20 protein-coding genes and 1 pseudogene are annotated in these 25,788 nt (G+C 65.3%); 6 read left to right on the top strand and 15 right to left on the bottom strand.

Annotated elements, in window-relative coordinates; genetic code table 11:
* Window positions 1-5: 5 nt before the first annotated feature.
* Complete coding sequence (locus NG697_RS08635) at window positions 6-905, bottom strand: ParA family protein (RefSeq protein WP_252569374.1); 900 nt, start codon at window positions 903-905, stop codon at window positions 6-8.
* 253 nt (window positions 906-1,158) lie between these two features.
* Entirely contained in the window at window positions 1,159-2,508 is a 1,350-nt protein-coding gene (locus NG697_RS08630) for a cation:dicarboxylate symporter family transporter (protein WP_252609117.1), read from the bottom strand.
* Window positions 2,509-2,647: 139 nt separating this feature from the next.
* On the opposite strand from NG697_RS08630, the gene NG697_RS08625 reads away from it, so the two are divergent.
* Window positions 2,648-4,288, top strand: a complete 1,641-nt coding sequence (locus NG697_RS08625; RefSeq protein ID WP_252609115.1) for a sensor histidine kinase — start codon at window positions 2,648-2,650, stop codon at window positions 4,286-4,288.
* The gene (locus NG697_RS08620) at window positions 4,285-4,998 is read left to right on the top strand and encodes a response regulator (RefSeq protein ID WP_252609114.1); all 714 of its coding nucleotides are present in this window, start codon (window positions 4,285-4,287) and stop codon (window positions 4,996-4,998) included. The genes NG697_RS08625 and NG697_RS08620 overlap by 4 nt, the downstream gene beginning before the upstream one ends.
* Window positions 4,999-5,015: 17 nt before the next feature.
* Here NG697_RS08620 and NG697_RS08615 read toward each other — a convergent pair whose 3' ends face one another.
* The 3 genes from NG697_RS08615 to NG697_RS08605 form a co-directional block, all read right to left on the bottom strand.
* A complete protein-coding gene (locus NG697_RS08615; RefSeq protein ID WP_252609112.1) occupies window positions 5,016-6,113 on the bottom strand; it encodes a pyridoxal-phosphate-dependent aminotransferase family protein in 1,098 nt (365 codons plus the stop codon).
* A gap of 40 nt (window positions 6,114-6,153) precedes the next feature.
* Window positions 6,154-7,728 (bottom strand): NCS1 family nucleobase:cation symporter-1, encoded by a 1,575-nt coding sequence (locus tag NG697_RS08610; protein WP_252614022.1) that lies wholly within the window; start codon window positions 7,726-7,728, stop codon window positions 6,154-6,156.
* Window positions 7,729-8,254: 526 nt separating this feature from the next.
* Window positions 8,255-10,153: an acetate--CoA ligase gene (locus tag NG697_RS08605; protein WP_252609192.1), complete on the bottom strand. Its 1,899-nt coding sequence runs from the start codon at window positions 10,151-10,153 to the stop codon at window positions 8,255-8,257.
* 173 nt (window positions 10,154-10,326) lie between these two features.
* On the opposite strand from NG697_RS08605, the pseudogene NG697_RS08600 reads away from it, so the two are divergent.
* The 4 genes and pseudogenes from NG697_RS08600 (at window position 10,327) to NG697_RS08585 (ending at window position 14,654) form a co-directional block, all read left to right on the top strand.
* Window positions 10,327-10,987: pseudogene (locus tag NG697_RS08600) on the top strand (GntR family transcriptional regulator).
* Window positions 10,980-12,500 carry an MmgE/PrpD family protein gene (locus NG697_RS08595; RefSeq protein WP_252600693.1) on the top strand — a complete coding sequence of 507 codons (1,521 nt, stop codon included), beginning with the start codon at window positions 10,980-10,982 and terminating at the stop codon, window positions 12,498-12,500. Before NG697_RS08600 ends, NG697_RS08595 begins: the two are co-directional and overlap by 8 nt.
* Window positions 12,501-12,533: 33 nt before the next feature.
* Entirely contained in the window at window positions 12,534-13,439 is a 906-nt protein-coding gene (gene prpB, locus NG697_RS08590) for a methylisocitrate lyase (RefSeq protein WP_252600691.1), read from the top strand.
* 75 nt (window positions 13,440-13,514) lie between these two features.
* Window positions 13,515-14,654, top strand: coding sequence for a bifunctional 2-methylcitrate synthase/citrate synthase (locus NG697_RS08585; RefSeq protein WP_252609111.1), 1,140 nt, complete (start codon window positions 13,515-13,517; stop codon window positions 14,652-14,654).
* A 108-nt stretch (window positions 14,655-14,762) separates the two neighbouring features.
* Here NG697_RS08585 and NG697_RS08580 read toward each other — a convergent pair whose 3' ends face one another.
* The 10 genes from NG697_RS08580 to NG697_RS08535 form a co-directional block, all read right to left on the bottom strand.
* Complete coding sequence (locus NG697_RS08580; protein ID WP_252600689.1) at window positions 14,763-15,236, bottom strand: 8-oxo-dGTP diphosphatase; 474 nt, start codon at window positions 15,234-15,236, stop codon at window positions 14,763-14,765.
* A gap of 29 nt (window positions 15,237-15,265) precedes the next feature.
* Window positions 15,266-16,249 (bottom strand): site-specific tyrosine recombinase XerD, encoded by a 984-nt coding sequence (gene xerD, locus NG697_RS08575; protein WP_252609110.1) that lies wholly within the window; start codon window positions 16,247-16,249, stop codon window positions 15,266-15,268.
* Window positions 16,249-16,911: an NUDIX domain-containing protein gene (locus tag NG697_RS08570; RefSeq protein ID WP_056342385.1), complete on the bottom strand. Its 663-nt coding sequence runs from the start codon at window positions 16,909-16,911 to the stop codon at window positions 16,249-16,251. The genes xerD and NG697_RS08570 overlap by 1 nt, the downstream gene beginning before the upstream one ends.
* Window positions 16,912-16,936: 25 nt before the next feature.
* Complete coding sequence (gene pyrG, locus NG697_RS08565; RefSeq protein ID WP_252600686.1) at window positions 16,937-18,682, bottom strand: CTP synthase; 1,746 nt, start codon at window positions 18,680-18,682, stop codon at window positions 16,937-16,939.
* Between the two features lie 88 nt (window positions 18,683-18,770).
* Window positions 18,771-20,510 (bottom strand): DNA repair protein RecN, encoded by a 1,740-nt coding sequence (recN, locus tag NG697_RS08560; RefSeq protein ID WP_252609109.1) that lies wholly within the window; start codon window positions 20,508-20,510, stop codon window positions 18,771-18,773.
* Between the two features lie 3 nt (window positions 20,511-20,513).
* Window positions 20,514-21,539, bottom strand: coding sequence for an NAD kinase (locus NG697_RS08555; protein ID WP_252614021.1), 1,026 nt, complete (start codon window positions 21,537-21,539; stop codon window positions 20,514-20,516).
* A 13-nt stretch (window positions 21,540-21,552) separates the two neighbouring features.
* Window positions 21,553-22,365, bottom strand: a complete 813-nt coding sequence (locus NG697_RS08550; protein ID WP_252609107.1) for a TlyA family RNA methyltransferase — start codon at window positions 22,363-22,365, stop codon at window positions 21,553-21,555.
* A 2-nt stretch (window positions 22,366-22,367) separates the two neighbouring features.
* A complete protein-coding gene (locus tag NG697_RS08545; protein WP_252609106.1) occupies window positions 22,368-22,598 on the bottom strand; it encodes a hypothetical protein in 231 nt (76 codons plus the stop codon).
* Between the two features lie 9 nt (window positions 22,599-22,607).
* A complete protein-coding gene (locus NG697_RS08540) occupies window positions 22,608-23,597 on the bottom strand; it encodes an HAD-IIA family hydrolase (RefSeq protein WP_252609105.1) in 990 nt (329 codons plus the stop codon).
* 6 nt (window positions 23,598-23,603) lie between these two features.
* Complete coding sequence (locus NG697_RS08535; RefSeq protein WP_252614020.1) at window positions 23,604-25,328, bottom strand: hypothetical protein; 1,725 nt, start codon at window positions 25,326-25,328, stop codon at window positions 23,604-23,606.
* Between the last annotated feature and the right edge of the window lie 460 nt (window positions 25,329-25,788).

Below are 25,788 nucleotides of genomic sequence, written 5' to 3'. Positions count from 1 at the left end.
CGTCTTTAGGGTGCGCCGCCGCGCGAAATCAGCTCTTTGGCCAGGCGGCGGTAGGCATCGGCGCCGATGTGGCTGCCTGCGTAGCTGGTGATCGGTTCGGCCGCGACGGTGGCGTCCGCGAACTTGATGGAGCGTTTGATGACGGTCTCGAAGACTTTGTCGCCGAAGGCTTCCACCAGGCGGGTGATGACTTCGCGGCTGTGGAGCGTACGGGCGTCGTACATGGTGGCCAGGACACCATCAACCTGCAGTCCGGGGTTCAGCCTGTCCTGGACCTTGTCGATGGTTTCCACCAGCAGGGCTACCGCACGGAGTGCGAAAAACTCGCAGATCAGCGGGATGATCACGCCGTGGGCGGCGGTCAGGGCGTTGACCGTCAGCAGGCCCAGGGAGGGCTGGCAGTCAATCAGGACGACGTCGTAATCGTCTTCGACTTTTTTCAGCGCCCTGTCCAGGACCTGCTCACGGGCGACTTCATTGACCAGCTGCACTTCTGCGGCGGAGAGGTCGATGTTGGCTGGCAGCAGGTCCACGTTTTCGACGCCGGTCTGGTGGATGGCGTCGCGGATGTCCACCTTGCGGTCCATGAGGACGTTGTAGATGGTGAGATCAAGCTCGTGCGGGTTGATCCCCAGGCCTGCTGACAGGGCACCCTGGGGATCAAAGTCAACCAGGAGGACACGGCGGCCGTACTCGGCCAGCGCTGCTGCAAGGTTGATGGTGGATGTGGTCTTACCTACGCCGCCTTTTTGGTTGACCATGGCGATGACGCGGGCCGGACCATGGGACTGCAGCGGCGCGGGCTCCGGAAATTCACGGTAGGGGCGCCCTGTGGGACCCATCACGGCGTCTTCCAGATCGAGTTCCGTGCCTTCCAGAGTTGCTGAACCCTGTTCGCTGCTCACGTATCTCTCCACACTTTCGATGACGGTCATTGTTCTGCCGCTGACTGACCAGCGCCCATGCTTGTTTCCACCCAAGGCTACAACGCCCGACACGGCATTCTGTGGAACTTGACTTTTGATGGTGTTTGAGCCTTGACCTTTTACCTGAGGTCGAAGGTTGACCAGTCCCGACGCAAAACCGCCCGCACAAGTTGTCTGTGCGGGCGGTTTTCCGCGCCTGGCGCTTGTCCCTTAAGGACTTGTCCTCTATGGACTAGGCGTTTGCCGGAACTGGCTGCACCGGCTGCGCCGGGGTTTCGTGTACCTCGTGGTGGCCGGCGATCATGGTCTGCTCGTCGAAGGGCTCTTCGCCGGACAGGACGCGCTGGACCTGCTCGCCGTCGATCTCCTTGACCCAGGTCCCGATCAGGAGCGTGGCCACAGCGTTGCCCGTGAAGTTGGTCAATGCGCGGGCTTCGGACATGAAGCGGTCGATCCCGACGATCATGCCTACGCCGCCGAGGAGCTCGGGCTTGTGTGCCTGGAGGCCAGCGGCCAGTGTGGCGAGGCCTGCACCTGTGACACCGGCTGCACCCTTCGAGGCGATGATCATGAAGATGAGCAGGGATACCTGGGCGCCGAGATCCAGAGGGGTTCCCATGGCGTTGGCCACGAACAGCGATGCCATGGTCAGGTAGATGGCCGTGCCGTCGAGGTTGAAGGAGTAACCGGTGGGCACGGTGACGCCGACGACCGGCTTGGACACGCCCAGGTGCTCCATCTTGGCGATCAGACGGGGCAGTGCGGCCTCGGAGGAGGAGGTGGAGAAGATCAGGAGGTATTCGCGGGCCAGGTACTTCATCAGCTTGAAGATGTTCACGCCGGTCACCACCTGGAGCAGACCGCCGAGGATCACGACTATGAAGAGGGCGCAGGTGATGTAGAAGGCCACCATGAGGGTGGCCATGCTCACGATTGCCGCGACACCAGTGGCACCGACGACGGCGGCGATGGCACCGAAGGCGCCCACCGGAGCAAGCCACATGATCATGATCAGGATCCTGAACACCACTACCTGGCCGTGGCCGATGGCCTTCAGGACAGGAGCGCCCTGCGCACCCATCTTCTGGAGGGCGAAGCCTACGAGGATGGCAGCGAAGAGTGTTGGCAGAACGGGAATGTCGCCCGGAATGATGCCCAGGAGGAAGGCAACGGTGCTGTCTACTTCTGCCTTCTTACTGGGGTCGTACGCCGCCAGCTTCAAACCTTCACCCGGGTGGATCAGGTTGCCTACCACAAGGCCGATGCCCAGCGCGAACGTGGACATAACCATAAAGTAGCCCAAGGCCAGGCCGCCCACCTTGCCTACGGTGGCTGCCTTGGCTATGGAGCCAATGCCCAGGACGATGGTGCAGAAGATGATCGGCGCGATCATCATCTTGATGAGCTTGATGAAGCCGTCGCCGAGCGGTTTCAGCGATTTGCCGACCTCGGGAAACAGGAGGCCGACGACGGCGCCCGCGATCACGGCGACAATGACGGCGATGTAAAGGTAATGGGATTTGTCCAGCCCCTTGCGGGCGGCCTTTGCAGGCGCTGCTGACTCTCCTCGTTGAGAAGCCATGATGTGTCTCCTTATGGATAATCTGGTAGACGCTGCGGCGCAGTCTCTGGCCCATAGCGTCGGTCCGGTGTGATATCCATCATTAGGCACACCGTGACATAGCTCACCGTTGCGTTCATATTGGTCATGGAAGGTGCCGATGATCCACAAATGGAGTCTTGCCAAGAGGTTTTTGGTCACACACCTGCTGTTCACGCTGGCTCTGACGATGCTCGTCGGAACGGCATCGTACCTCGACGCCCGGGACCGCACTTACACCGAGGCCGGACTTCGGATGCGCGGCATTGCGGCAGCCGTGGCCACGAACCCCCTTGTACTGGAGGCGATCGAGTCTACCGATCCGTCATCAATCCTCCAGCCTTACGCGAAAGACGTCATGGAAGGTGCCGGCGCGGACTTTGTCACGATCATGGCGCCGGACAGGACCCGCTGGACGCACCCGAACGATCAGGAGCTAGGGAAGCCCTACATCGGCTCCATCGACGCTGCCCTTAAGGGGCGTCCTGAGACTGAAATAGTTTCCGGAACCCTCGGCCCCTCCGTGCGCACCATCGTCCCGTTGCTCGACAGTGGGGGAACAGTGCGAGGGCTTGTGGCTGCGGGCGTCACCGTAGGGTCCGTCGACGGTGACGTTTTGGGAAGGCTGCCCGCTGTAGTGATCATTGTTCTGGCCATGCTCTTCGGGGGGTCACTCGCAGCCTGGTTACTGGGACGCTACCTGCGCGGTGTCACCAGGGGGTGGGGCCCGGAACAGCTGGCACAGCTGTTCGCCTATTACGAATCAGTACTGCACTCCGTCCGCGAGGGGCTCATCCTGATCGACACAAAGGGCCGGGTGGTCATGTACAACGACCATGCAGCCGAGTTGCTGGGACTGGAGCACCGCGGTTCAGGCGACGACCAGTTGCGGCCACCCCTGCTGTCAGACCTGCCTCTTGCCGAGAGCCTGAAGGAACTCTTTGAATCCGGCCGCACGGCCCACGATGAAATCCATCTGACGGGTCCGCGGATTGTGGTGGTGAACCAGGGCCCGGCCGTGGGTCCCGACTCCCCCGGCCTCCGCCGGCCGGCGGTGTTCGGCACCGTGGCCACCATCCGGGACCGGACGGAGATCGAATCGCTGGGCAGTGAACTGGAAACAATGCGGACGCTGTCCGACGCCCTCCGTGCCCAGACCCACGAGCACGCCAACCGGCTGCACACCATGGTTTCCCTGCTGGAGCTGGGGCGAACCCGGGAGGCCTTGGAGTTCGCCACGAAGGACCTCGAACTGAGCCAGCAGTTGACCGACGAGATGGTGAGCTCCGTGGACGAGCCGGTCCTCAGCGCCCTGATCATGGGTAAGGCGGCCGAAGCGAATGAGCGCGGGGTGAAGCTGACGCTCTCCGCCGAGGGGTCTGCGTCCGTTGCGGGCCTGGCCGTCCAGGACCTTGTCACCATTCTGGGAAACCTCCTGGACAACGCGATCGACGCCGCCGCGGATGGCGCGGTTCCGAGGACGGTGGAGCTGACCGTGGAGTCCGACGCCGAGGGCCTGGACATCACGGTGGAGGATTCCGGCTCCGGCGTGGACCCCGCCGCCGTGGAGGATATTTTCCGGCATGGCTTCAGCACCAAGGCGTCCGGTCCGTTCGGACGCGGCATTGGCCTGGCCCTCGTCCGCCAGGCTGTGCAGCGCCTGGGCGGTACCATGACCATCACCGGCAAGGACGGCGCACGCTTCCAGGTCTTCCTGCCGGCCATGGCCGCCGGAACCGACAAAGAGGAGCAGTTCCAGTGAGCGATATCCGCGTCCTCGTTGTGGAAGACGAGCCGGTGGCGTCGGCCGCGCACGCGGCCTACGTGGGCAGGATGGCAGGATTTATGCTGGCCGGGATGGCCCCTGACGGCCAGTCCGCGCTCAGGCTGCTGGGGGAGCTCGCGGCTGCCGGCGAGCCGGTGGAACTGGTCCTGCTCGACATGAACCTTCCGGACCTGCATGGGCTGGACATTGCCCGGCGGATGCGTGCGGCAGGAATCCTGGCGGACATTATTGCCATCACCGCGGTCCGGGAAGTGGCGATTGTCCGGAGCGCCGTGGCCATCGGCGTGGTCCAGTACCTGATCAAGCCCTTCACCTTTGCCACGTTCGAAGACAAGCTCTCCAGCTACCGGTTGTTCCGGCAGCAGTTGGCCTCCCCGGAGTCCGGGGCGGGCAGGACCGGGGCTTCCCAGAGCGATGTGGACCAGGCGTTCGCGAGCCTCCGGGCGCCGTCGGAATTGCCTTTGCCGAAAGGCCTGTCCGTCTCCACGCTCGACTCCGTCAAGGAGTACCTGAAACAGCATTCGGGATCCGTTTCGGCCACAGAGGTCATGGCGGCGCTTGGCATGTCCCGGGTGACCGCCCGCCGCTACCTCGAATACCTGGCCGACGCCGGCACCCTCACCCGCGCCCCGCGCTATGGCACCCCCGGCCGCCCGGAGAACGAATACGGCTGGAAGCGGCCCTGATACTGCAGAGTCTGTGGCTAGGCAGAGGCGATGGCTTCCTTGAGGGCCCCCAGCGCCAGAGTCACTGATGCGGCGTTTGCGTTGGGTCCCATCATTCCGATCCGCCAGATGCTGGAAGCATACTTGCCCGCCCCTGAGCCAATCTCGATGCTGAAGTGCTCCAGAAGATGGCGGCGCACGGCCGCGGAGTCGACACCGTCCGGGACCTTGACAGTGGTGAGGCTGGGCAGCCGGTGGCCCTCGGCCGCGAACAGCTCAAGTCCCATCTCCTGGAGCCCCGCCTGCAACGCGGCCCCTGCCGCGCGGTGGCGCGCCTGGACCGCGTCCAGTCCCTCGGCCAGGATTCTTTGCAAGCCCGCCTCGAGACCGGCGATCATGGTGACCGGCGGCGTGTGATGGTAGGTTCTGCCGCTGCCGCTGGCGGCCCCGACGTAACCGCCGAGCAGTCCGACGTCCAGGTACCAGGAGCGGGGATTCTTGATCCTTCGCTCGAAGGCCCTACCCGACATGGTGAAGGGCGACAGCCCCGGTGGCACGCCGAGGCATTTCTGGGTGCCGGCATAGCCGACGTCGATTCCCCAGTCGTCTGCCAGGAGTTCCAGGCCGCCGATGGATGTCACGGCGTCGACAATTAACAGCGCATCACCCTTGTTCTGCCCGAGCGACGCGACGTCGGACAGCACGCCAGTCGACGTTTCAGCGTGGACGGCCGCAATCACCTTCGGCCGCGGGTGGGTCGCCAGGACGCGTTCGACGTCGATGGGCGTGCCCCATTCGTGGTCTACACGAACCACAGTGGCGCCGCAGCGGCGGGCCACGTCACACATGCGCTCACCGAAGAGGCCGTTGACGGCGATCACTGCCACATCGCCGTCGTCCACGGTGTTCACAAAAGCCGCTTCCATGCCGCCGGAACCGGTGACGCTCAATGGCAGAGTGCGGGCATTCTGAGTCCCCCAGACCGTGCGGAGGCCCTCGCAGGTGCTATCGAGCCGTTCAATGAAGACCGGATCCAGGTGCCCAATCACCGGATGCGCCAATGCGGCGGTCACTTCGGGGTAGCAGTTGCTCGGTCCCGGACCGAACAGGAACCGCGAGGTCAATACCTGAAGCATTGGAACTCCTTCGTTGGGGCTCTTGCCCTTGTGGGGCCGGTCAGTGCTTCGGGGCGACAGCGATCTCCTCGCCGTCGACGGCGTGGAACGGCGCGTGGCGATCCATGATCAGAAGGTAGGTGACGGCGGCCAGGATCGCGCCGACGAACCAGGAGAAGCCGGAAATGTAGGTGAACGCAGGGACGAGAGCCAGCACCAGGGCGACGATCGCGGCCGGTGTACCCGCGATGACAGCCTTCCGGTTGACGCCACGGGTGTAGGCATACTCCCCGTCGGGGGAGTCCGAGTACAAATCCGGAATGTTGACCCGGCCCTTCCGGACCAGCCAGTAGTCGGCCATTATCACGCCGAACAGTGGCCCCAGGAGGGCGCCCAGCCCGCCGAGGAAGTAGACGATGACCACGGGCGAGTTGTACAGGTTCCACGGCAGGATCACTAGGCCGATCAACGCGGAGATAATGGCTGCGCGGCGGAAGGTCAGGGTCCGCGGGAAAAGGTGGGCCAGTGTGTAGATGGGAGCCACGAAGTTGGCCATGAGGTTCACGGCCACCGTCAGGATGATCAGAGCCAGGCAGGCAAGCACCAGCAGGAACGTATTCGGGATGGCGTTGACGATGTCGGTGGGCGACTCGATGACTGTTCCGTCGATCTTGTACTGGGCGCCGGCGAGGACGATCACGATGGCGGCGAAGAAGAGCATGTTGATGGGGATGCCGAAGAAGTTGCCGCGTACCACCGACCGCTCCGAGGGCGCGCCCCGGGTGAAGTCGCAGAAGTTCAGCACGAACGTCCCGTAGACGACGACCCATAGCGCCGCGGACTGGAAAATCCGCACCCACATCACTGGGCCGGTCAGCGAGTCGGCGGTGGACCAGGCGATGGTCCCGCCGGCCTCCACCAACATCCAGACGGCCAGCGCGAGCATGGTGACCAGGATTATGGGGCCGGCGAAGGCCTCGTACTTGCGGATCATCTCCATGCCGAAGCTCACGATCACCGTCTGCATCGCCCACAGCGCAACGAACGAGATCCAGCCCAGAGTCGAGAGTCCGAGGAACGAGTCTGTATCGAGCGGCGCCAGGGACGGCGCGAGGGCCAAGATGAGCACCCGGAGCACCACCGAGGCCAGATAGGTCTGAATGCCGAACCATGCCACGGCCACAGCGCCGCGGATGATGGCTGGGATATTGGAGCCCCGGATGCCGAACGCGATCCTGCTCATGACCGGGAACGGCACGCCCGTCCGCTCGCCCATGAACCCCGAGAGGTTCAGGAGAAGGAACAGCAGGACGGCGCCGAGCAGGAAGGCGAGCATGATCTGCCAGGCGCCCAATCCCAGGGCGAACAGTCCGATGGCGAACACGTAGTTGCCCAGCGAGTGCACGTCATTCGCCCAGAGCGTGAAGATGCTGTAGGCGTGCCAGGTGCGGCCCTTGCGCGTGGTGGGCGCCAGGTCCTCGTTGTAGAGTCGGCGGCTCACGCCCGCGGGCACCTGGACCCGCGTGGCTGGCCCTCCCCTCACGATCTCCTCGACCGCGGGGTCACCGGTGCCCCACGGCTCCGGGTCAATCAGATTCGGGTGCCCGTGCTCGTCGGGACCGTGTTGGTGGGACATAATGCAGACCTCCGAGTGGCGGAAAGGGCGTTGCGGGTGTGGACGGGAACTGGTGCTGCGGATGCGGAGCACCACCCTTGTACGGGTGGCGCCATGGAATTAAAATTCCGCATCTCGGAAAAAATCTTTCGTGCCGTGAAACTAATGTAGCTGTGGGGCAGATCACGGTCAAGGCTTCTTCGCGTCCGGGGGTTCGACGTCGCGGTGCTTCGGGGAGCGCTCAGCTTTCCCCGCCGGATGCGCCGGCCTCGGTGTCCACCACGGTGCCCGCAGATAGCTCTCGCGTACGTTCCCGGACAGCGCCTTGCCCTGGCCCGGGGTGATGGGATCTTCTGGTGCAGTGTGCCGGCGTCGTGGACATTCAGTCGTGTCCATTCACTCGACCACCTGCTCAACCCCGACGCCGCTGCCGCTGCCCGATCAGTTCACCGCTTTCTGCCATTACTCACCACCAACGCTCAAGAGGCTCCGGGCGGAAAGTCCGGTTAAACCGCCGATGGAGCCCAAACTAAACGCGACTGCAGTACTAAACGGCGCCTTCTGGCCGAAGCTCGCCCAGCAACTGCCCGATGACGTCCGGATCGTCAATCGTGGAGGGCACCACGTACGCTTCGCCGTCGGCTATTTGCCGCATGGTCTTGCGCAGGATCTTCCCTGACCTGGTCTTGGGGAGCGCTTCGACCACTGTGGCGTGTTTGAAGTCGGCCACCGGCCCGATGTCCTTCCTGACAAGGGCGATCAGCTCCCGGACCAGCTCGTCCTCAGGGGTGGTGACCCCTGCTTTGAGCACCACGTAGCCGCTGGCCCGCTGACCCTTGAGGGGATCCGCCACGCCGATCACGGCACATTCAGCGACGGCCGGATGGCTGGCGATGACCTGCTCAATCGCACCGGTGGACAGCCGGTGGCCGGCCACGTTGATGATGTCGTCGGTCCGGCCCATCACAAAGACGTAGCCGTCAGCATCCCGGTAGCCGCTGTCGCCCGTGGCGTAGCTGCCTTCGAAGGCAGCCAGGTACGAGGACACATAGCGGTCGTCGTTCTGCCACAGGGTTGTAAGGGTTCCGGGAGGCAAGGGAAGCTGCAGGACAATGTTGCCCTCCTCCCCCTGCTGCACCGCCGCCCCGGAGCCGTCGACAATCTTCAGTTCGAAGCCGGGCATGGGCACGGTAGGTGACCCGGGCTTGAAGGGAAGGTCCTCCAGCCCGCGAGGGTTGGCGCAGATGGCCCAGCCGGTTTCGGTCTGCCACCAGTGGTCCACCACCGGAACACCCAGGACCTCACCTGCCCAGCGGTAGGTGTCCGTGTCCAGCCGCTCGCCGGCCGCAAACAGCGTGCGCAGGGTGGAGATGTCGTACCGGGCCAGCTCTGCCGCCTGAGGATCGGCCTTGCGGATCGCGCGCAGGGCCGTGGGTGCGGTGAACAGGACGTTGACCTTGTGGTCCTGCACCACGCGCCAGAACGCTCCCGCATCAGGCGTCCCCACGGGCTTGCCCTCGTAGAGGACCGTGGTGGCACCGGCCAGCAGCGGGCCATAAACAATGTAGGAATGACCCACCACCCAGCCGACGTCGGACGCCGTCCACATCACGTCACCCGGACCGACGTCGTAGATGTTTGCCATGGTCCAGCTGAGCGCCACTGCATGGCCGCCGTTGTCCCGTACAACGCCCTTCGGCGTGCCGGTGGTGCCCGAGGTGTAGAGGATGTAAAGGGGGTCGGTTGCTGCGACATCCACTGCTGCCGCCGGGGCGGCCGCGTCAAAGCACCGGTCCCAGTCCAGCCAGTCCGGATACTCGGATGCCGAGTGCACAAAGCCTTCCCGGTCCTTGACTATGACGGGCGTCTGCCCAGCGCCGGCGAGTTCGAGCGCTTCGGCAACCGCCGGAAGATACTCCACCCGGCGCGAGGGCTCAATCCCGCCGGACGCCGTCACAATCGCGGCCGGACCGGCATCCTTGATGCGGGCGGCGAGTTCCTTGGGCGCGAATCCGCCGAAAACCACCGAATGCACGGCCCCGAGCCGGGCGGTCGCCAGCATCGCGATGGCGGCCTCGGGAATCATGGGCATGTAGATGACCACCCTGTCCCCTTTGCGGACTCCCTGCGAGCGCAGCACACCCGCGAACCGCGCCACGAGGTCCGTCAGTTCGGCGTAGCTGTACGTGCGTTTGATCCCCAGCATCGCGGAGTCGTAGATGAGGGCATCCTGGTCCCCGCGGCCGGCCTCAACGTGGCGGTCCAGGGCGTTGTAGCTCGTGTTGAGCATGCCATCGGGAAACCATTGGAACAGCGGGGCGGCCGATCCATCAAGCGCGGTTTCCGGCGTCCTGGACCAGGTCACGCCGCCTGCTGCCTCAAGCCAGAAGGCGTCCTTCTTTTCGATGCTGCGCGAATATGTTTCCCGGTAATTTCCGCTGACCATCATGGGCTCCCGTTCACGTCGCTGTGTTGCCACCATGCTATGCGGGCAACCCGCACCAGACAAGGCCTATGTATACATACCTGCGGCTATTTCGCTGATCAACTGGCTTTTGCTGGGTCTTTCGGCAATTCGTGTATACACTGGTGCCCATGAGCAGATTGACGGGAGGGACCATGCGGGCCAGCGACAAAGCCTATGCGACGCTTCGCGAAGACATTATCGAATGGCGCCTGACGCCCGGAACGGTCCTCGCCGAAGTGGAGCAGTCGGAGCGCCTGGGCGTCTCACGCACTCCGGTCCGGGAGGCGCTGAGCCGGCTTAGCGCAGAAGGGCTGACGACGGCGGCAGGCGGCCGCGGCGTCGTCGTCACCGACATCTCACTGGAGGACATCGATGAGATGTTCGAGCTCCGCGAAACCCTCGAGGGCAGGGCTGCAGCCCTGGCTGCCGAACGCGGCGAGCGCGCTGTCTTTGAGAAGCTCCACACCGATCTCCTGCGGGCGCAGGAGCTGATCAGCGACACCGATCCGGCCCGGCATGAGTATTACGCCCTGGTGGGCCGGCTGGATGAGGCGATCGACGCCGCCATCTCCAACTCCTACCTCGCGCAGGCGATGCGCAGCCTGCGTGTCCATCTGGTCCGGGTCCGCCGCCTCGCGGCCGATGACGCCCCGCGACTGTACGCTGCCGCCGTCGAACACGCGGCCATCGCGGAGGCCATCGCCGCAGGCAACGCCAGGCTTGCCGAAGCAGCCACCACCCTGCACCTGCACCGCAGCCTTTCCCACGTCAAAGCTACCCACCCACAGCACTAAGAAGGAGCACCATGGTTAAGCTCAACCACGTCCGCGTCTACAAGAGCGAAGAGAACCTGGCCCGTGAAGACCAGCTGGCGCACAAGATCGCCGTCGTCGCCGCCGACGCCGTCGAGGTCACGCCCGAGGTCACCGAGATGGTCATCAACCGTGTCATCGACAATGCCTCCGTGGCCATCGCTTCCCTGAACCGCGGCCCGATCGTGGCTGCCCGCGCCCAGGCGTTGACCCACGCACCGACCACCAACGGCAAGGGCGCCGGCGTCTTCGGCATCACGGACCGCGTCTCCCCCGAGTGGGCAGCCTGGGCGAACGGCGTGGCCGTCCGCGAGCTCGATTACCATGACACGTTCCTGGCGGCTGACTACTCCCACCCTGGCGACAACATCCCGCCGATTCTCGCCGTTGGACAGCACGTCGGCGCGAGCGGCAAGGACCTGATCCGCGGCATCGCCACCGGCTACGAGATCCAGGTCAACTTGGTCAAGGCGATCTGCCTTCACAAGCACAAGATCGACCACGTGGCCCACCTCGGCCCGTCCGCCGCTGCCGGCATCGGCACACTCTTGGGCCTGGACGTCGAGACCATCTTCCAGTCCGTCGGCCAGGCGCTGCACACCACCACGGCCACCCGCCAGTCCCGCAAGGGCGAAATCTCCACCTGGAAGGCGCACGCGCCGGCGTTCGCAGGCAAGATGGCGGTGGAAGCCGTGGACCGCTCCATGCGCGGCCAGACCTCCCCCGTGCCGATCTACGAAGGCGAAGACGGCGTGATCGCCTGGATGCTGGATGGCCCGGACGCCTCCTACGAGGTCCCGCTGCCCGAGGCCGGCGAAGCCAAGCGCGCCATCATGGACACGTACACCAAGGAACACTCCGCCGAATACCAAGCCCAGGCCTGGATCGATCTGGCCCGCAAGCTGCATACTGAGCACCCCGAGGCAACGGACCCGTCCAACGTGACGTCGGTCCTGATCAAGACCAGCCACCACACGCACTACGTGATCGGTTCGGGCGCCAACGACCCGCAGAAGTACAGCCCCACGGCCAGCCGGGAAACCCTGGACCACTCCATCCCGTACATCTTCACGGTGGCACTCCAGGACGGCTCCTGGCACCACGTTGACTCCTACAGTCCTGAGCGTGCCGGCCGCGCCGACACTGTGGAGCTGTGGAACAAGGTCAGCACCGTCGAAGACGCCGAATGGACCCGCCGCTACCATTCGCTGGACATCGCCGAGAAGGCCTTCGGCGGTTCCGTGGAGATCACCCTGAACGACGGCACGGTCATCACCGACCAGATCGCCGTAGCGGACGCGCACCCGCTCGGCGCCCGGCCGTTCGCCCGCCAGCAGTACATCAACAAGTTCCGCACCCTGGCAGCCGGTCTGGTCGCAGAGGAGGAAATCGAGCGATTCCTCGCCGCCGCCGAAAGCCTTCCGGACCTGGGCCCGGGCGAACTGGACCAGCTGAACATCACCGCCGCCCCCGGCGTCATCGACCTCAGCAACGCACCCGCCGGCCTCTTCTAAGCTCTGCCTACCCACCCCGCACAGGAGAATCAGATGCTGTATTCCAAGACAACCCCGGAACAGAAGCGGATCGCGCTTCGCGCCATGCTCGCGTCCGGCACCATCCAGCAGTTCCCGGGCGCGTTCAGCCCGCTCTCGGCGCGGCTGATCGAGGAAAAGGGCTTCGCCGGTGTTTACGTCTCCGGAGCGGTGCTGGCCAATGACCTGGGCCTGCCGGACATCGGGCTGACCACCCTCACCGAGGTGGCCACGCGTGCCGGGCAGATCGCCCGAATGACTGACCTGCCCACGCTGGTGGACGCGGACACGGGCTTCGGCGAGCCCATGAACGTGGCCCGCAGCATCCAGGAACTGGAGAACGCCGGCCTGGCCGGCTGCCACATCGAAGACCAGTTCAATCCCAAGCGCTGCGGGCACCTGGACGGCAAGAACGTGGTGGACCAGGACACGGCCACCAAGCGCATCCGCGCCGCGGCCGACGCCCGCCGCGATCCGAACTTCCTCATCATGGCCCGGACCGATATCCGCGCCGTGGAGGGAATCGAAGCCGCCAAGGACCGGGCACGGGCCCTCGTGGAAGCCGGTGCTGACGCCATCTTCCCGGAAGCGATGAAGGACCTGTCCGAGTTCCAGGCCATCCGCGACGCCGTGGACGTGCCGATCCTTGCCAACATGACCGAGTTCGGCAAGAGCGATCTGTTCACCGTGGACCAGCTGCAGGGTGTGGGCGTCAACATGGTCATTTATCCGGTCACGCTGCTGCGCATTGCCATGGGCGCAGCAGAGCGTACTCTGGAATCGATCAAGGCAACAGGGTCGCAGGAAGCACAGGTGGAGAACATGCTCACCCGTGCGCGGCTTTATGACCTTGTGGACTATGAGGCCTACAACCACTTCGATACCGGCGTTTTCAACTTCCAAATTCCCGGCGTCCGCTAGGACCCGAGAGCTCACCAAGGAGACTGCAAGCATTCCGGCACATCCGGGCTTGCCCAATGAACGAAGGAGGACAGCATGGAAGCTGTTGATATCAAGAAGGGCCTGGCCGGCGTCGTGGTGGACTACACCGCGGTTTCGAAGGTCAACCCGGACACCAATTCGCTGCTGTACCGCGGCTATCCCGTCCAGGAGCTCGCCGCCAAATGCAGCTTCGAGGAAGTGGCCTTCCTCTTGTGGAACGGCGAACTGCCCACCCCTGAAGAGCTGTCCGCGTTCTCTGCCCGCGAGCGCGCCGGCCGCGCCCTTGATCCTGTGGTGAAGAAGATCGTCGACACAATTCCCGCTACCGCCCACCCGATGGATGTCTGCCGGACCGCAGCATCCGTCATGGGCGCCCGCCACCCTCTGGCCGAGGACTCCTCGCCCGAGGCCAACATGGCCAAGGCCGTGGACCTCTTCGCAGCCATGCCCGCGGTGGTCGCCTACGACCAGCGACGCCGGCGCGGCCAGGAAGTCGTGGAGCCCCGTGATGACCTGGGCTACTCGGAAAACTTCCTGTGGATGGCGTTCGGCGAAGACCAGGTCCCGGAGGTCGTGGAGGCCTTCAACGTCTCGATGATCCTGTACGCCGAGCACTCCTTCAACGCCTCCACCTTCACCGCCCGCGTGATCACCTCCAGCCTGTCCGACCTGCACTCGGCAGTAACGGGCGCAATCGGCGCACTCAAGGGCCCGCTGCATGGCGGCGCCAACGAAGCCGTGATGCACACCTTCGACGAGATCGGCATCCGGCCTGAGGAATCACTGGACGAAGCGGCCGCCCGGGCAAAGGCTTGGATGGAGGATGCACTGGCCCACAAGAAAAAGGTCATGGGCTTCGGCCACCGCGTCTACAAGCACGGGGACTCCCGCGTCCCCACCATGAAGGCCGCGCTGGACAAAATGATCGCCCACTACGGCCGCCCTGAACTGCTGGGGCTGTACAACGGCCTCGAGCAGGCCATGGACGAGGCCAAGGCCATCAAACCGAACCTCGACTACCCGGCCGGCCCCACCTACCACCTGATGGGCTTCGACACTGCCACGTTCACTCCCCTGTTCGTGGCCAGCCGCATCACCGGGTGGACCGCCCACATCATGGAACAGGCAGCCAGCAACTCCCTGATCCGCCCGCTGAGCGAGTACAACGGACCGGACGAACGGCACGTTCCGTAATCCTCCCCACCGGCTCCCAACCTCGCAAGCTCGGTTCGGGTCCCTCGCCGGCGTGGGCCCAACCGGCCCGCCGTCGGCCGTTACGCCAACGCCAGAGGTGGGGCGTGATCAGTCCAGCACTTCGCGGACGGTCTCGTTGTCATCGTTCAGGACCACTGTCAGGCGCAAGAAAGACCCGGCAAGGGCGAGCGGCAGCCAGTGCGCTGCGTCCTGCCACATCCGGTCCACCGGCAAGGCGCCGACGTCGAACCATTCCGGCCGGATCTCGGCACTTTCGGCCGGCTGCCCGGTCCAACTGGCTGCGACAAAGAGCCGCGAACTCATGTTCCACTCCGGGCGGGCAGGAAAATCGAAGGTCACCACGCCGGCGTCGCGCAGATCCTCCTGCCGGACCACAATCCCGGCTTCCTCGTGGACTTCGCGGCAGGCAGCCTCTTCATCCGTCTCCCCCGGCTCAACATGGCCGCCAAGTCCCACCACTTTGCCGCGGCCGAAGCCGGTCTTCTTCAGGCCAAGCAGGACCTGTGGCACACCGGCGGACTCACGGGTGAGAAAGCACAGCGTGACAGGGGTAAACGTCATGCCCCAACCCTATAGCCTGGCCGCCGGCGTCAGCCCAGCGCCCGAGGGTGGGCTGCTGCGTAAATTTCCCTCAGTGTGTCAGCCGTAACCAGGGTGTAGACCTGCGTTGTGGTAACTGAGGCGTGCCCCAGGAGTTCCTGCACCACGCGGACATCGGCGCCGCCTTCGAGCAGATGCGTCGCGAACGAGTGTCGCAGTGTGTGCGGGGAAACATCCTTGGTGACGTTGGCTTTGTCCGCGGCCGCCTTCAGGATGGTCCAGGCGCTTTGCCGGCTGATCCTGCCGCCGCGGGCGTTCAGGAACAGGGCGGGCGTTCCCTTGCCCTTCGCCGCCAGCAGTGGACGGCCGCGCACCAGGTACGCGTCCACAGCCCGCGCCCCATAGGATCCCAGCGGCACCAGCCGTTCCTTGGATCCCTTGCCGAACAGGCGGACCACGGCGGGCCCGGCTTCGGCCTCGTGCAGGGCGATGTCGTCAACGTCCAGGCCCACGGCCTCGCTGATCCTCGCCCCGGTGGAATAGAGAAATTCGAGCAGGGCCCGGTCCCTGAGCCCTGTGGCGGTGTCCGTGCTCGCGGCTTCAAGGATCCGGGTGACTTCGTCCACGCTGATGGCCTTGGGCAGCCTTTTGCCCGGCATGGGCGGGTGGACGTCGCTGGCGGGGTCCGTCGTTGTGATCCCCTCCAGAGCCCAGAACTTGTGCAGCCCCCGGACGGCCACCACAGTCCTGGCGGCAGACCGGACGCCCAGCGCTGTGCCGCCGTCGGATCCGTCGTTGAGGGCCATCAGGAACCCCGTCACGTGGTGGCGGGTGATCTGGCCCGGGCCGTGGCAGCCTTCCGACGTCACGTAGCGGGAATACCGGGTCAGGTCACGGCGGTAGGCGGAGAGTGTATTTACGGCCAGACCGCGTTCCACGCCCATATGTTGCAGATACTCGGTGATGGCGCGGTCGATGGCCGTCTGTGGCCGGACGGGCGGCGTCGGGGCTGCCGCCTCAGTACTCGCCGTCATCAACGCTGGCTGGGGTGCGCAGGCCAGGGTGCATCCGCCGGACGCAATCCCGCAAAGCCGTCAGCTTTCGCCGCGGCGGCGGCCAGGATTCCGACGACGGCGGACGGGTTGTGCAGCCTGCCTTCCAAAACTGCGGCCACAGCGTCGTCCAGGGCGATCCAGTGGAATTCAATCTCGGCCTCCTCATCGGTCCGCTCATGGCGTTCGTGGTGAGGCACGTCGGTGAGGTCCCGGGCGAGGTAGATGCGGATGGCCTCGCTGGAGGAGCCCGGCGAGTTGAAGAAGTCCACCAGGACGTTCCATTCGCCGGCTGCAAGGTCCGCCTCCTCGGCGAGCTCGCGGGCAGCGCCCGCCACAAAATCCTCGCCTTCCACATCCAGCAGGCCGGCAGGGATTTCCCAAAGGTCCATGCCCACGGGGTGCCGGTACTGCCTGATCAGCAGAACTTCGCCGGCGTCGTTCATCGGCAGGACAGCCACGGCGCCGGGGTGGTCGATGTAGTCGCGGGTCAGGGACTCCCCTGTCTCGCTCAGCTGGAAGCTGTCACTGACCACATCCCAGATCCGACCTTCATAGACCTTCTCCGTAGACAGAAGACGGCGCGGGCTCGGCGCATCCGAAACCTGCCGTGCAGCTTGTGGGGTTTCAGGTGTGCCGGGCATCGCGCCGTCCTCTACTTATTCGGTTTTATTTTGCGGCAACCGTACGCAACGGCTTGGCTGCCGGCGCGTCCTGTGCTTTCTGGTGGTCCAGTGCGGCCTTGACGAGCCCGGCGAAGAGCGGGTGCGGCCGCGTGGGCCGTGAGCTCAGTTCAGGGTGCGCCTGGGTTGCCACGTAGAACGGGTGGACCTCGCGGGGCAGCTCTACGAATTCCACAAGCTTGCCGTCCGGCGACGTTCCGGAGAACACGAGGCCCTCGGCGGCGATCTGGTCGCGGTATTTGTTGTTGACCTCGTAGCGGTGCCGGTGGCGTTCGCTGACGGTGGTTTTCCCGTAGGTCTCTGCGATGACCGAGCCGTCGTCGAGCTTTGCCTCGTACAGGCCCAGACGCATGGTGCCGCCAAGATCGCCCTTGCCGTCCACGATGTCCAGCTGCTCTTCCATGGTGGCAATCACCGGGTATTTCGAATCCGGCTCGAATTCGCTGGAGGAAGCGCCCTCAAGGCCCACCACGTTGCGCGCATATTCGATCACCATGCACTGCAGGCCCAGGCACAGGCCCAGGACAGGCAGCTTGGCTTCACGGGCGTACTTCAGGGCGCCCAGCTTGCCTTCAAGGCCGCGGATGCCGAAGCCGCCGGGAACGCAGATGGCGTCCACGCCGTCCAGGGACGCCACGGCGCCTTCATGGGTTTCGCATTCATCCGACGGTACCCAGCGGATCTTGACCTTGGTGTCGTTGGCGAAGCCGCCGGCACGCAGGGCCTCGGTCACGGACAGGTAGGCGTCCGGCAGGTCGATGTACTTGCCCACCAGCGCGATTTCCACGTGGTGCTTGGGGTTGTGCACTGCTTCGAGCAGCTTGTCCCAGCTGGTCCAGTCAACGTCCTTGAACGGCAGGTCCAGTGCACGGACGATGTAGGAATCCAGTCCCTGGGTGTGCAGGGTCTTGGGGATGTCGTAGATGCTGGGGGCATCCGGGCATCCGATGACGGCTTCGATATCGACGTCGCACATGCGGCCGATCTTGGCGCGCATCGGCTCGGGGACTTCGCGGTCCGAGCGGACCACGATGGCCTCGGGCTGGATGCCGATGGAGCGCAGGGCTGCCACGGAGTGCTGCGTCGGTTTGGTCTTCAGTTCCTGCGAGGGTCCGATGTAGGGCACCAGGGAGACGTGGACGAAGAAGACGTTGCCGCGGCCAATGTCCTGGCGGACCTGGCGGGCCGACTCGAGGAAGGGCTGCGACTCGATGTCGCCCACGGTGCCGCCGATTTCAGTGATGATGACGTCCGGCGCGTTTTTGCCCTCGGCCGGAAGCCGCATGCGCCGCTTGATCTCATCGGTGATGTGCGGGATGACCTGGACCGTGTCACCGAGGTATTCGCCGCGGCGTTCCTTGGCGATCACGGTGGAGTAGACCTGGCCGGTGGTCACGTTGGCTGAGCCCTCGAGGTTTTCGTCGAGGAACCGCTCGTAGTGTCCGATGTCCAGGTCCGTCTCGGCGCCGTCGTCGGTGACGAAGACTTCGCCGTGCTGGAAGGGGTTCATCGTGCCCGGATCCACGTTCAGATAGGGATCGAGCTTCTGCATAGTTACAGACAGACCGCGTGCCCGCAGGAGGTGACCGAGGCTCGAAGCCGTCAGTCCCTTACCGAGCGAGGACGCCACACCACCGGTTACGAAGATGTGTTTGGTCGTCTTGGACGAGCCCGGGAACCGGGAATTTACACGGGAATTTGATCGCTGCACCACGGAATTCGAGCCTATCATCAATTGAGCCTTTCCCCGATCAGGAACTGTCTCCCCAAATGATCCAGTGTGCATGGCAAGGCGCCCTGCGATCAAGGGGTGCAGGCCGTCAGGCCCGCTGCGGCAGCAGTTTTGCGTCGTCCAGCAGCTCCTGGGCGTGCGCCTGGGCTGATTCTGAATCCTCCTGGCCGGCCAGCATCCGGGCGAGCTCCCGCACCCGCTCCTGGCCGTCGAGGAGGCGAACATCACTGGACGTGAACCCGGTGGCGGTGCCGCCGTCGGCCCCTCTGACGGATGTCTTGGTGACAGTGATGTGCTGGTCCGCGAAGGCTGCCACCTGCGGCAGGTGTGTGACCACCAGGACCTGCACGTGCTGTGCCAGCATGGCCAGCCGGCGGCCAATTTCGACGGCGGCCCGGCCACCGACCCCGGCGTCCACCTCGTCAAACACAAACGTGGGCACCGGGTCCACAGCGGCCAGCACCACCTCGATGGCCAGCATGACCCTGGAGAGTTCGCCACCGGAGGCGCCCTTGCCCAGCGGACGGGCCGGGGCTCCGGAGTGCGGCTGGAGCAGGAACGCGATCTCGTCGGCTCCATGCGGTGTCAGCTGACCGGCCGCCTCACGGGTGATGACCAGCGTGGCGTCGGCCATGGCGAGTGCCTTCAGCTCCGAGCTCACCCGGCCGGAGAGGTCCTTGGCAGCCTTGGCCCGGATTTTGCTGACGGCGGCAGCCTGCTTCTGCAGTTCCGCTTCGGTACGGACAACGTCTGCGTCCAGGGCTTCGATCCTGGTGGAGTCGTCCTGCAGCTCGTCGAAACGGACCCGGGCGTTTTCCGCCCACACCAGGACTTCGTCAATGCTGGGGGCGTACTTGCGGACCAACGTGGCCAGGGCGGCCCGCCGGTCCTCGATCTCGGCGAGGCGTTCCGGACCCTCTGAGTCCAGGCCGGCCTGGTAGCTGGCCAGCTCCGTGGCGATGTCGTTGAGCAGGAAGCCCACTTCGGCCAACCGTGCTGCGGCGGACCCGAGCTCGGCGTCGTGCTCGGCCACGTGCTCCAGGGTCCTTTTCGCAACGTCCACGAGGGTGGTGGCGTCGCCCGCGTCACCGTAGTCCTCCGCGATGAGCGCCTGGTGCGCCGTGTTCGCCGCAATCCTGAGCTCTTCTACGTTGGCCAGTTTCACAGCCTCCGCCTTGAGGGATTCGTCCTCCCCCGGCTGCGGATCCACGGTGCTGATTTCGGCCAGGGCGACTTCCAGCGACTCGGCCTCGCGGAGCCTGTCCCGGGCGGCGCTGCGAAGGGTTTCCAGCTCCGCCTGGCTGGCCTTCCAATGGCTGTAGAGCGCCTGGTAGGAGGCCATCGGGCCCGCCAGCGCATCGCCGGCAAATTTGTCGAGGGCGCCGCGTTGGGCGGACGCCCCCTTCAGCCTGATCTGGTCCGACTGCCCGTGGACCACCACGAGGGTTTCACCGATCTCCGCCAGAACGCCCACCGGGGCGGCCCGCCCGCCCAGGAAGGCCCGGCTGCGCCCGTCCGCACCGAGGCGACGCGCAAGAATAAGCTCAGCGCCGCCGTCGAACTCCTCCACGTCGGCACCCGCTTCAACTGCCCGGGCAATCGCCGGATGCCCGGCGTCGAGCTTGAGGACGGCCTCCGCCGTGGCGCTCTTCGCCCCGCTCCGGACCGCCCCGGCGTCGGACCTCGCCCCCAGCAGTAGGCCGACGGCGGTGACCACCATCGTTTTGCCGGCACCGGTTTCGCCGGTAACGACGCTCAGCCCGGGGCCCAGCGGCAGCGTGGCGTCGGTGATGACGCCCAGATCGCGGATTCTCAGTTCTTCAAGCATGGTTCACTTTGCGGTCGTGGGATCGGTATCGTCCTCCGGCTGGTCGCCGGAGGCAAGCTGGAGCGGCGGCCTGGGCCGCGGCGTCCGGACGATCGGGATGGGTCCGGTGTGAATCGTCTCCGACTGCGGCACGGGCCCGCGCCAGCCGTGAATGGGGAGTTCGAATTTGCGGACCAGACGCGCTGAAAAGGGCGTCTGGTGCGTCCTGGCCAGCCTGACCGGAGTGGCGGACTTGGTCACTTCAACCCGGGCGCCGGGCGGCAGGTCCACGGAGCGCCGGCCATCGCACCAGAGCACACCCTGGGCACCGGTGCGGGTGAGGACTTCCACGGCCAGCCGGGACCGGGGCGATACCACCAGCGGTTTGGCAAAGAGCGCGTGGGCGCTGATGGGAACTATCACCAGGGCCTCGACCTCCGGCCACACGACGGGCCCGCCGGCGGAAAACGCGTACGCGGTGGAGCCTGTGGGGGTGGCCACCACCACGCCGTCGCAGCCGAAGGACGTCAGCGGGCGCTCATCCACTTCGGTCACCACCTCGATCATGCGTTCGCGGTTGCCCTTTTCGATCGCGGCCTCATTCAGGGCCCAGGTATGCCAGATCTTCTGGCCGCGGACCCAGACCTGGACGTCGATGGTCATGCGCTCTTCAACCGTGTAGTCGCGGCGGGCAATCCATTCCACCGTTTGGGCCAGGTCCGCCCGCTCGCTCTCGGCCAGGAAGCCGACGTGGCCAAGGTTGACGCCCAGCAAGGGTACGTCCACCTCGCGCACCAGCTCTGCGGCGCGCAGGATGGTGCCGTCACCGCCCAGGACCATCACCAGCTCGACGTCCGGCAGCTGTACATGGTCGTGCAGGATCTCCACCGGCTGCGTGAGCTGCCCGAAGAATCTTTCCATGTCACGCAGCTCAGACTCCTGCATGACGGGAACAATGCCGGAGTCATGCAGTTGGGCGCAGGCTTCCCAGGCGGCCTTCAGTGACTCCTCGCGGCCAGTGTGGGCAAGGACAAGTACTCGCCTGCTCATCGGGTTCCGCTTTCTAGTGGTTCGGCCAGATTCGGCCAAGCAATCCGTCAATGGCTGCGAGGCGCTCTTCGATCTTAGGCAGTTCTTGGGTCATCCTGCGCTTTATCCACAGGAAGTATTCGACGTTTCCGTCCTGGCCCGGCAGCGGACTGGCCGCTAAGCCGCATAAGTCCAGTCCGGCGTCGAGCGCCGCATTGGCAACTTTTTCCACTGCCATCCGGCGTTCGCGCTCGGAGGTGACCACACCGGTGCGGCCCAGCCGGTCCTTGCCGATCTCGAACTGGGGCTTCACCATCAGCACCAGATCGCCGCCCGGCTGCGTGCACAGCGCCAGGGGCAGGACCACCAGGGTCAGCGAGATGAAGGAGAGGTCGGCTACCGTGAGTTCGGCCTGGCCGCCGATGTCCTCCGGCGCCATGTACCGCACGTTCATGCCTTCATGCACGGCTACGCGGTCATCGGCGCGGAGTTGCGGGACGAGCTGGTCATGGCCGACGTCGACGGCCACCACGTGTGCCGCACCGCGCCGCAGGAGCACCTCGGTGAAGCCGCCGGTGGAGGCGCCGGCGTCCAGGCACCTTTTGCCCGCAACCGTGACCTCCGGGAATACGTCCAGAGCGCCGGCGAGCTTGTGGCCGGCCCGGCTGACGTAGCTGTCCTCTTCCGTGTGCTCGACCGACAGGTCCTTGCCGTCGTCGACCTGGAGGGACGCCTTGGACAGGACCTGCCCGGCCGAGCTCACCTTGCCCTCGGCGATCAACGAAGCAGCGTGGGTCCGGGACCTGGCCAGGCCGCGGGCGACGAGCGCCTGGTCAAGTCGTGCCATGCTCAAGCGTCTCCTTCGCCGTTTGGGGCCTCTTCGTTCAACGCGTGCAGCAGGGCATCGTGGAGGTCGCTGTAAACAGCCTCATGCTCAGACACGGGCAACCGTTCGACGCCGTCCAGCGCGGCCGTTATCGCCGCAATGGATGGATCGCTGGTTGCCGACGCCGCCGTGTCCGGCCATTCCTGTGTTGGCTGGGCTGCTTCCGGATGGTGCGGTTCGTTCAGCTCAGTCATTGGACCAGTCTAATGATTGCGCCACTCGAGTTTGGGTTCGGTGGGCAGTGCGGCGTCGGGGACCGCAGTCCACCAGGCGGCGCAGGCGGCCCGCCAGGAATCCAGGTCGCTCTCGCTGCCGCTGACGTGGATAGTGTCACCGCTGACCCGCGCAGTGGAGGCCCCGCAGCGGTGCGTTCCGTCAGTGTGGTCCAGCGCCGGGTAGGGGCGGTGGAGGTCGCTGAGGGAATTGATGATGTAGTCCGGGCGTTCCGCAGTGCGTGCGGCCAGGATGCTAGCTGTGGTGTCGACGCCGGTCAGCACTGCCACCGTGGCAAACCCGGCGTTGTTGCCGCCGAGGATGTCGGTGTCCAGACGGTCGCCCACCACCAGCGGGCGGTCAGCCGTGAGCCGTTTGGCGGCGGCGTGGAAGAGCGGGGCCTCCGGCTTGCCGGCAACCTGCGGCGTCTGTCCGGTGGCGGCGGCTACAGCTGCCACCAGGGTGCCGTTGCCCGGGGCTATGCCGCGTGCCTGCGGAATGGACATATCGGTGTTGGTTGCGATCCACAGTGCTCCGGCCGACACGACGTACGCCGCCTCGGCAAGATCTTTCCAGCTGATCCCGGGATTGAATCCCTGGACCACGGCTACCGGATCCTCGTCCTGGCTGTAAACAGGCGTCAATCCCACCAGCTCGATTTCCTGCGCCAGAGCGGGGCTGCCGGTGATGAGCACCCGCGCTCCGGGGGCGACGAGTGACGCCAGGAGTTCGGCCGCGGCTTGCGAGGAGCTGACCACCTGGTCGTCGTCCGCCGGTGCACCTAGTTCACGGAGATGCGCCGCTACCTGCGCCGGGGTGCGGGAGGCATTGTTGGTGACATACCCCAGGCCAATGCCCAAACCCTCCAGTTGCTGCAGCGAGTCCACGGCGCCTGGGATGGCGTGCTGCCCGGCGTAGACCACGCCGTCCAGGTCCGCCAAAAGGGCGTCGAACAGGGAAATCAGTGGAACTTCAGTCATAGCGCGCTAGCTGTCCCGTCCGTCAGAGTGGCCATCGACGCCGTTGCTGCTGTCGTCTGCTTCGCTGTGCTCTTCTTCATCGCGCACTTCTTCACCGTGCTCGGCGTCGCCGGCTTCCAGCTCATCTGCTTCGAGGGAATCCTCGTCAGACTCGGCGTCATCGGACTCGAAGAAATCCGATTCCACGTCGTCGATCTCTGCATCCACGGCGGCGGCCTCAACGGCAGTCTTCTCCGCGGCTACCTCGGAACGGGCAGCGGGCGTGGAAGCAGTGGCTTCGGGGCCTGCGGCAGCTCGCTCCAGCAGACGCCGGCGCTGGGCTTCCTCGCGGGCTTCCTCTTCCTCGTCCCAGCCGAGGTCCACGATGTCGGGTTCCTCATCGACGCCGAGGCCCAGGGCATTTTCAGCCACAACTGCCTGCTTCTGCCATTTTGCCGCCTCATCTTCCCGACCAACACCGGACAGGGCGTTGGCGTAGGCCCGGAACAGCCGCGGGCTGTAGGAGAACGCCCGGTTCATGTCCAGCTGGGGAATTTCCAGTTCTGCTACGGCGGCGTCCAGCTGTCCGAGGTCGGTCCGGGCCCCGGCTGCAACCATGGCCAGTTCGACTTTGCCGGGCGCGTCCAGGTCTTTGGCTTCCTCGGAACGTACAACGTCGAGAGCGCGGTCAGGCCGACCGAGTCCGCGTTCGCAGTCTGCCATCACGGGCAGGTGGACGTTTGAACCGCTGATGCGGCGGTAGGTCCGGAATTCGCGCAGTGCTTCGCCGTAGTGTCCTGCCGCGTAAGCAGTGAGTCCGACGGCTTCACGGACGGCAGCCAGCCGGCCACCACGCCGGCTCGCGGCGAGGGCGTGCTGGAAAGCCAGCTCGGGCTCTTCGTCGATCAGGCGTCCGGCCATTACCAGGTGGCGGGCAACCCACTCGGCGCTCTTGTCTTCCAGGGTCTTGATCTGGTGCTGCGTAGCGCGGTCAAGCTCCTTGCCCGTGACATCCTCATCGATTTCCGGGGAACGTTCGCGGTCCGGGCGGTTCGCGCTGCGAAGGTCACGCGCGTTGGGTACACGGACCGGGCGGTCTTCTGCACGGTCCTTGCCGAACTGGCGGGGGCCGGAATCGCCACGGTCAAAGCTGCGGGGGGCGCGGTCCTGGCGGTCTCCGAACGGCTTGCGGTTGTCACCGCCGGAGAAACCTCGACGTTCGCCGTCACCTTCGCGGCGCGGACGGTCACCATAAGGCTTGTTGTCACGGTCACCATAGGGTTTGCGTTCGCCGCCCGTGAACGGTTTCCGGTCTCCGCCGCCACTAAAGGGCTTGCGCTCTCCGCCGCCAAAGCTGCGACGTTCGCCGTCACCTTCGCGGCGCGGACGGTCACCATAAGGCTTCCGCTCACCGTCACCCTCGCGGCGCGGACGGTCACCAAAAGGCTTGTTGTCACGGTCACCATAGGGCTTCCGCTCACCACCGCCGCCGCCTGTGAACGGTTTCCGGTCTCCGCCACCACTGAAAGGCTTACGCTCTCCACCACCGAAGGTCCGCCGCTCGCCATCACCTTCACGACGCGGACGATCACCAAAAGGCTTACGTTCGCCGGAACCAGGCGCGCGCTTCGGAGCCTCTGGGTTACGGTCTTCGCGGGAACGGAATCCGCGCGGGTCGCCGCCAGAATTGTTGTTGCCGCGGAAAGGACCGCGGTCGTTGCCGCCGCGGTTGCCGCCGTTGTGCTCAGCCATGGGGATTCCTCCTGTTATGAGCCGACCACTGGCGCAATCGCAGCCGCTCGTTCCGTGTTTCGTTATCCTACGCAACCCGAAATCAAGCGCTTCGAAGTCCGTACATCTCACTCAATTCTAGGCGAGACCCCACCGACAGATGACATGGATCCGCCTCCAGGCCGCCGTCGTGGGAATGTTCACACTCCCCAGGTGACGCTCTCGTAGTTCCTGGAGTGTTCCGCCGGATGCTCTCTCAGTTCGTGCGACGTTCAGCCGGACGCTCTGTCACTTCGGGTGCCGGGTTGTGTGGTGCACGACGGCGGCGGGTGTGGTGGGTGCCGCGTTTTCGGTGGGGTTCCGGGCTAGTCCTGCGTTTGTGGGGTGTTTGTGGTGTGGTGGTTAACGTGGGAGAGCCCCCCAACCTGGTGGTTGGGGGGCTCTCGACCTGTAATGATGTTCCGGCGGTGACCTACTCTCC

Origin of the sequence: Pseudarthrobacter raffinosi (genome assembly GCF_023913835.1) — a bacterium.
In the GTDB taxonomy this organism is placed as follows: domain Bacteria; phylum Actinomycetota; class Actinomycetes; order Actinomycetales; family Micrococcaceae; genus Arthrobacter; species Arthrobacter raffinosi.
This window is presented reverse-complemented; position numbering and strand designations above follow the sequence as displayed.

Bases quoted from the DNA above. Each gene is read 5' to 3' on its own strand.
- NG697_RS08630 (WP_252609117.1), bottom strand. From the start codon at position 2,508: ATGGCTTCTCAACGAGGAGAGTCAGCAGCGCCTGCAAAGGCCGCCCGC.
- NG697_RS08625 (WP_252609115.1), top strand. From the start codon at position 2,648: ATGATCCACAAATGGAGTCTTGCCAAGAGGTTTTTGGTCACACACCTG.
- NG697_RS08615 (WP_252609112.1), bottom strand. From the start codon at position 6,113: ATGCTTCAGGTATTGACCTCGCGGTTCCTGTTCGGTCCGGGACCGAGC.
- NG697_RS08610 (WP_252614022.1), bottom strand. From the start codon at position 7,728: ATGTCCCACCAACACGGTCCCGACGAGCACGGGCACCCGAATCTGATT.
- NG697_RS08605 (WP_252609192.1), bottom strand. From the start codon at position 10,153: ATGGTCAGCGGAAATTACCGGGAAACATATTCGCGCAGCATCGAAAAG.
- NG697_RS08595 (WP_252600693.1), top strand. From the start codon at position 10,980: ATGGTTAAGCTCAACCACGTCCGCGTCTACAAGAGCGAAGAGAACCTG.
- prpB (WP_252600691.1), top strand. From the start codon at position 12,534: ATGCTGTATTCCAAGACAACCCCGGAACAGAAGCGGATCGCGCTTCGC.
- NG697_RS08585 (WP_252609111.1), top strand. From the start codon at position 13,515: ATGGAAGCTGTTGATATCAAGAAGGGCCTGGCCGGCGTCGTGGTGGAC.
- NG697_RS08580 (WP_252600689.1), bottom strand. From the start codon at position 15,236: ATGACGTTTACCCCTGTCACGCTGTGCTTTCTCACCCGTGAGTCCGCC.
- xerD (WP_252609110.1), bottom strand. From the start codon at position 16,249: ATGACGGCGAGTACTGAGGCGGCAGCCCCGACGCCGCCCGTCCGGCCA.
- NG697_RS08570 (WP_056342385.1), bottom strand. From the start codon at position 16,911: ATGCCCGGCACACCTGAAACCCCACAAGCTGCACGGCAGGTTTCGGAT.
- pyrG (WP_252600686.1), bottom strand. From the start codon at position 18,682: ATGATAGGCTCGAATTCCGTGGTGCAGCGATCAAATTCCCGTGTAAAT.
- recN (WP_252609109.1), bottom strand. From the start codon at position 20,510: ATGCTTGAAGAACTGAGAATCCGCGATCTGGGCGTCATCACCGACGCC.
- NG697_RS08555 (WP_252614021.1), bottom strand. From the start codon at position 21,539: ATGAGCAGGCGAGTACTTGTCCTTGCCCACACTGGCCGCGAGGAGTCA.
- NG697_RS08550 (WP_252609107.1), bottom strand. From the start codon at position 22,365: ATGGCACGACTTGACCAGGCGCTCGTCGCCCGCGGCCTGGCCAGGTCC.
- NG697_RS08545 (WP_252609106.1), bottom strand. From the start codon at position 22,598: ATGACTGAGCTGAACGAACCGCACCATCCGGAAGCAGCCCAGCCAACA.
- NG697_RS08540 (WP_252609105.1), bottom strand. From the start codon at position 23,597: ATGACTGAAGTTCCACTGATTTCCCTGTTCGACGCCCTTTTGGCGGAC.
- NG697_RS08535 (WP_252614020.1), bottom strand. From the start codon at position 25,328: ATGGCTGAGCACAACGGCGGCAACCGCGGCGGCAACGACCGCGGTCCT.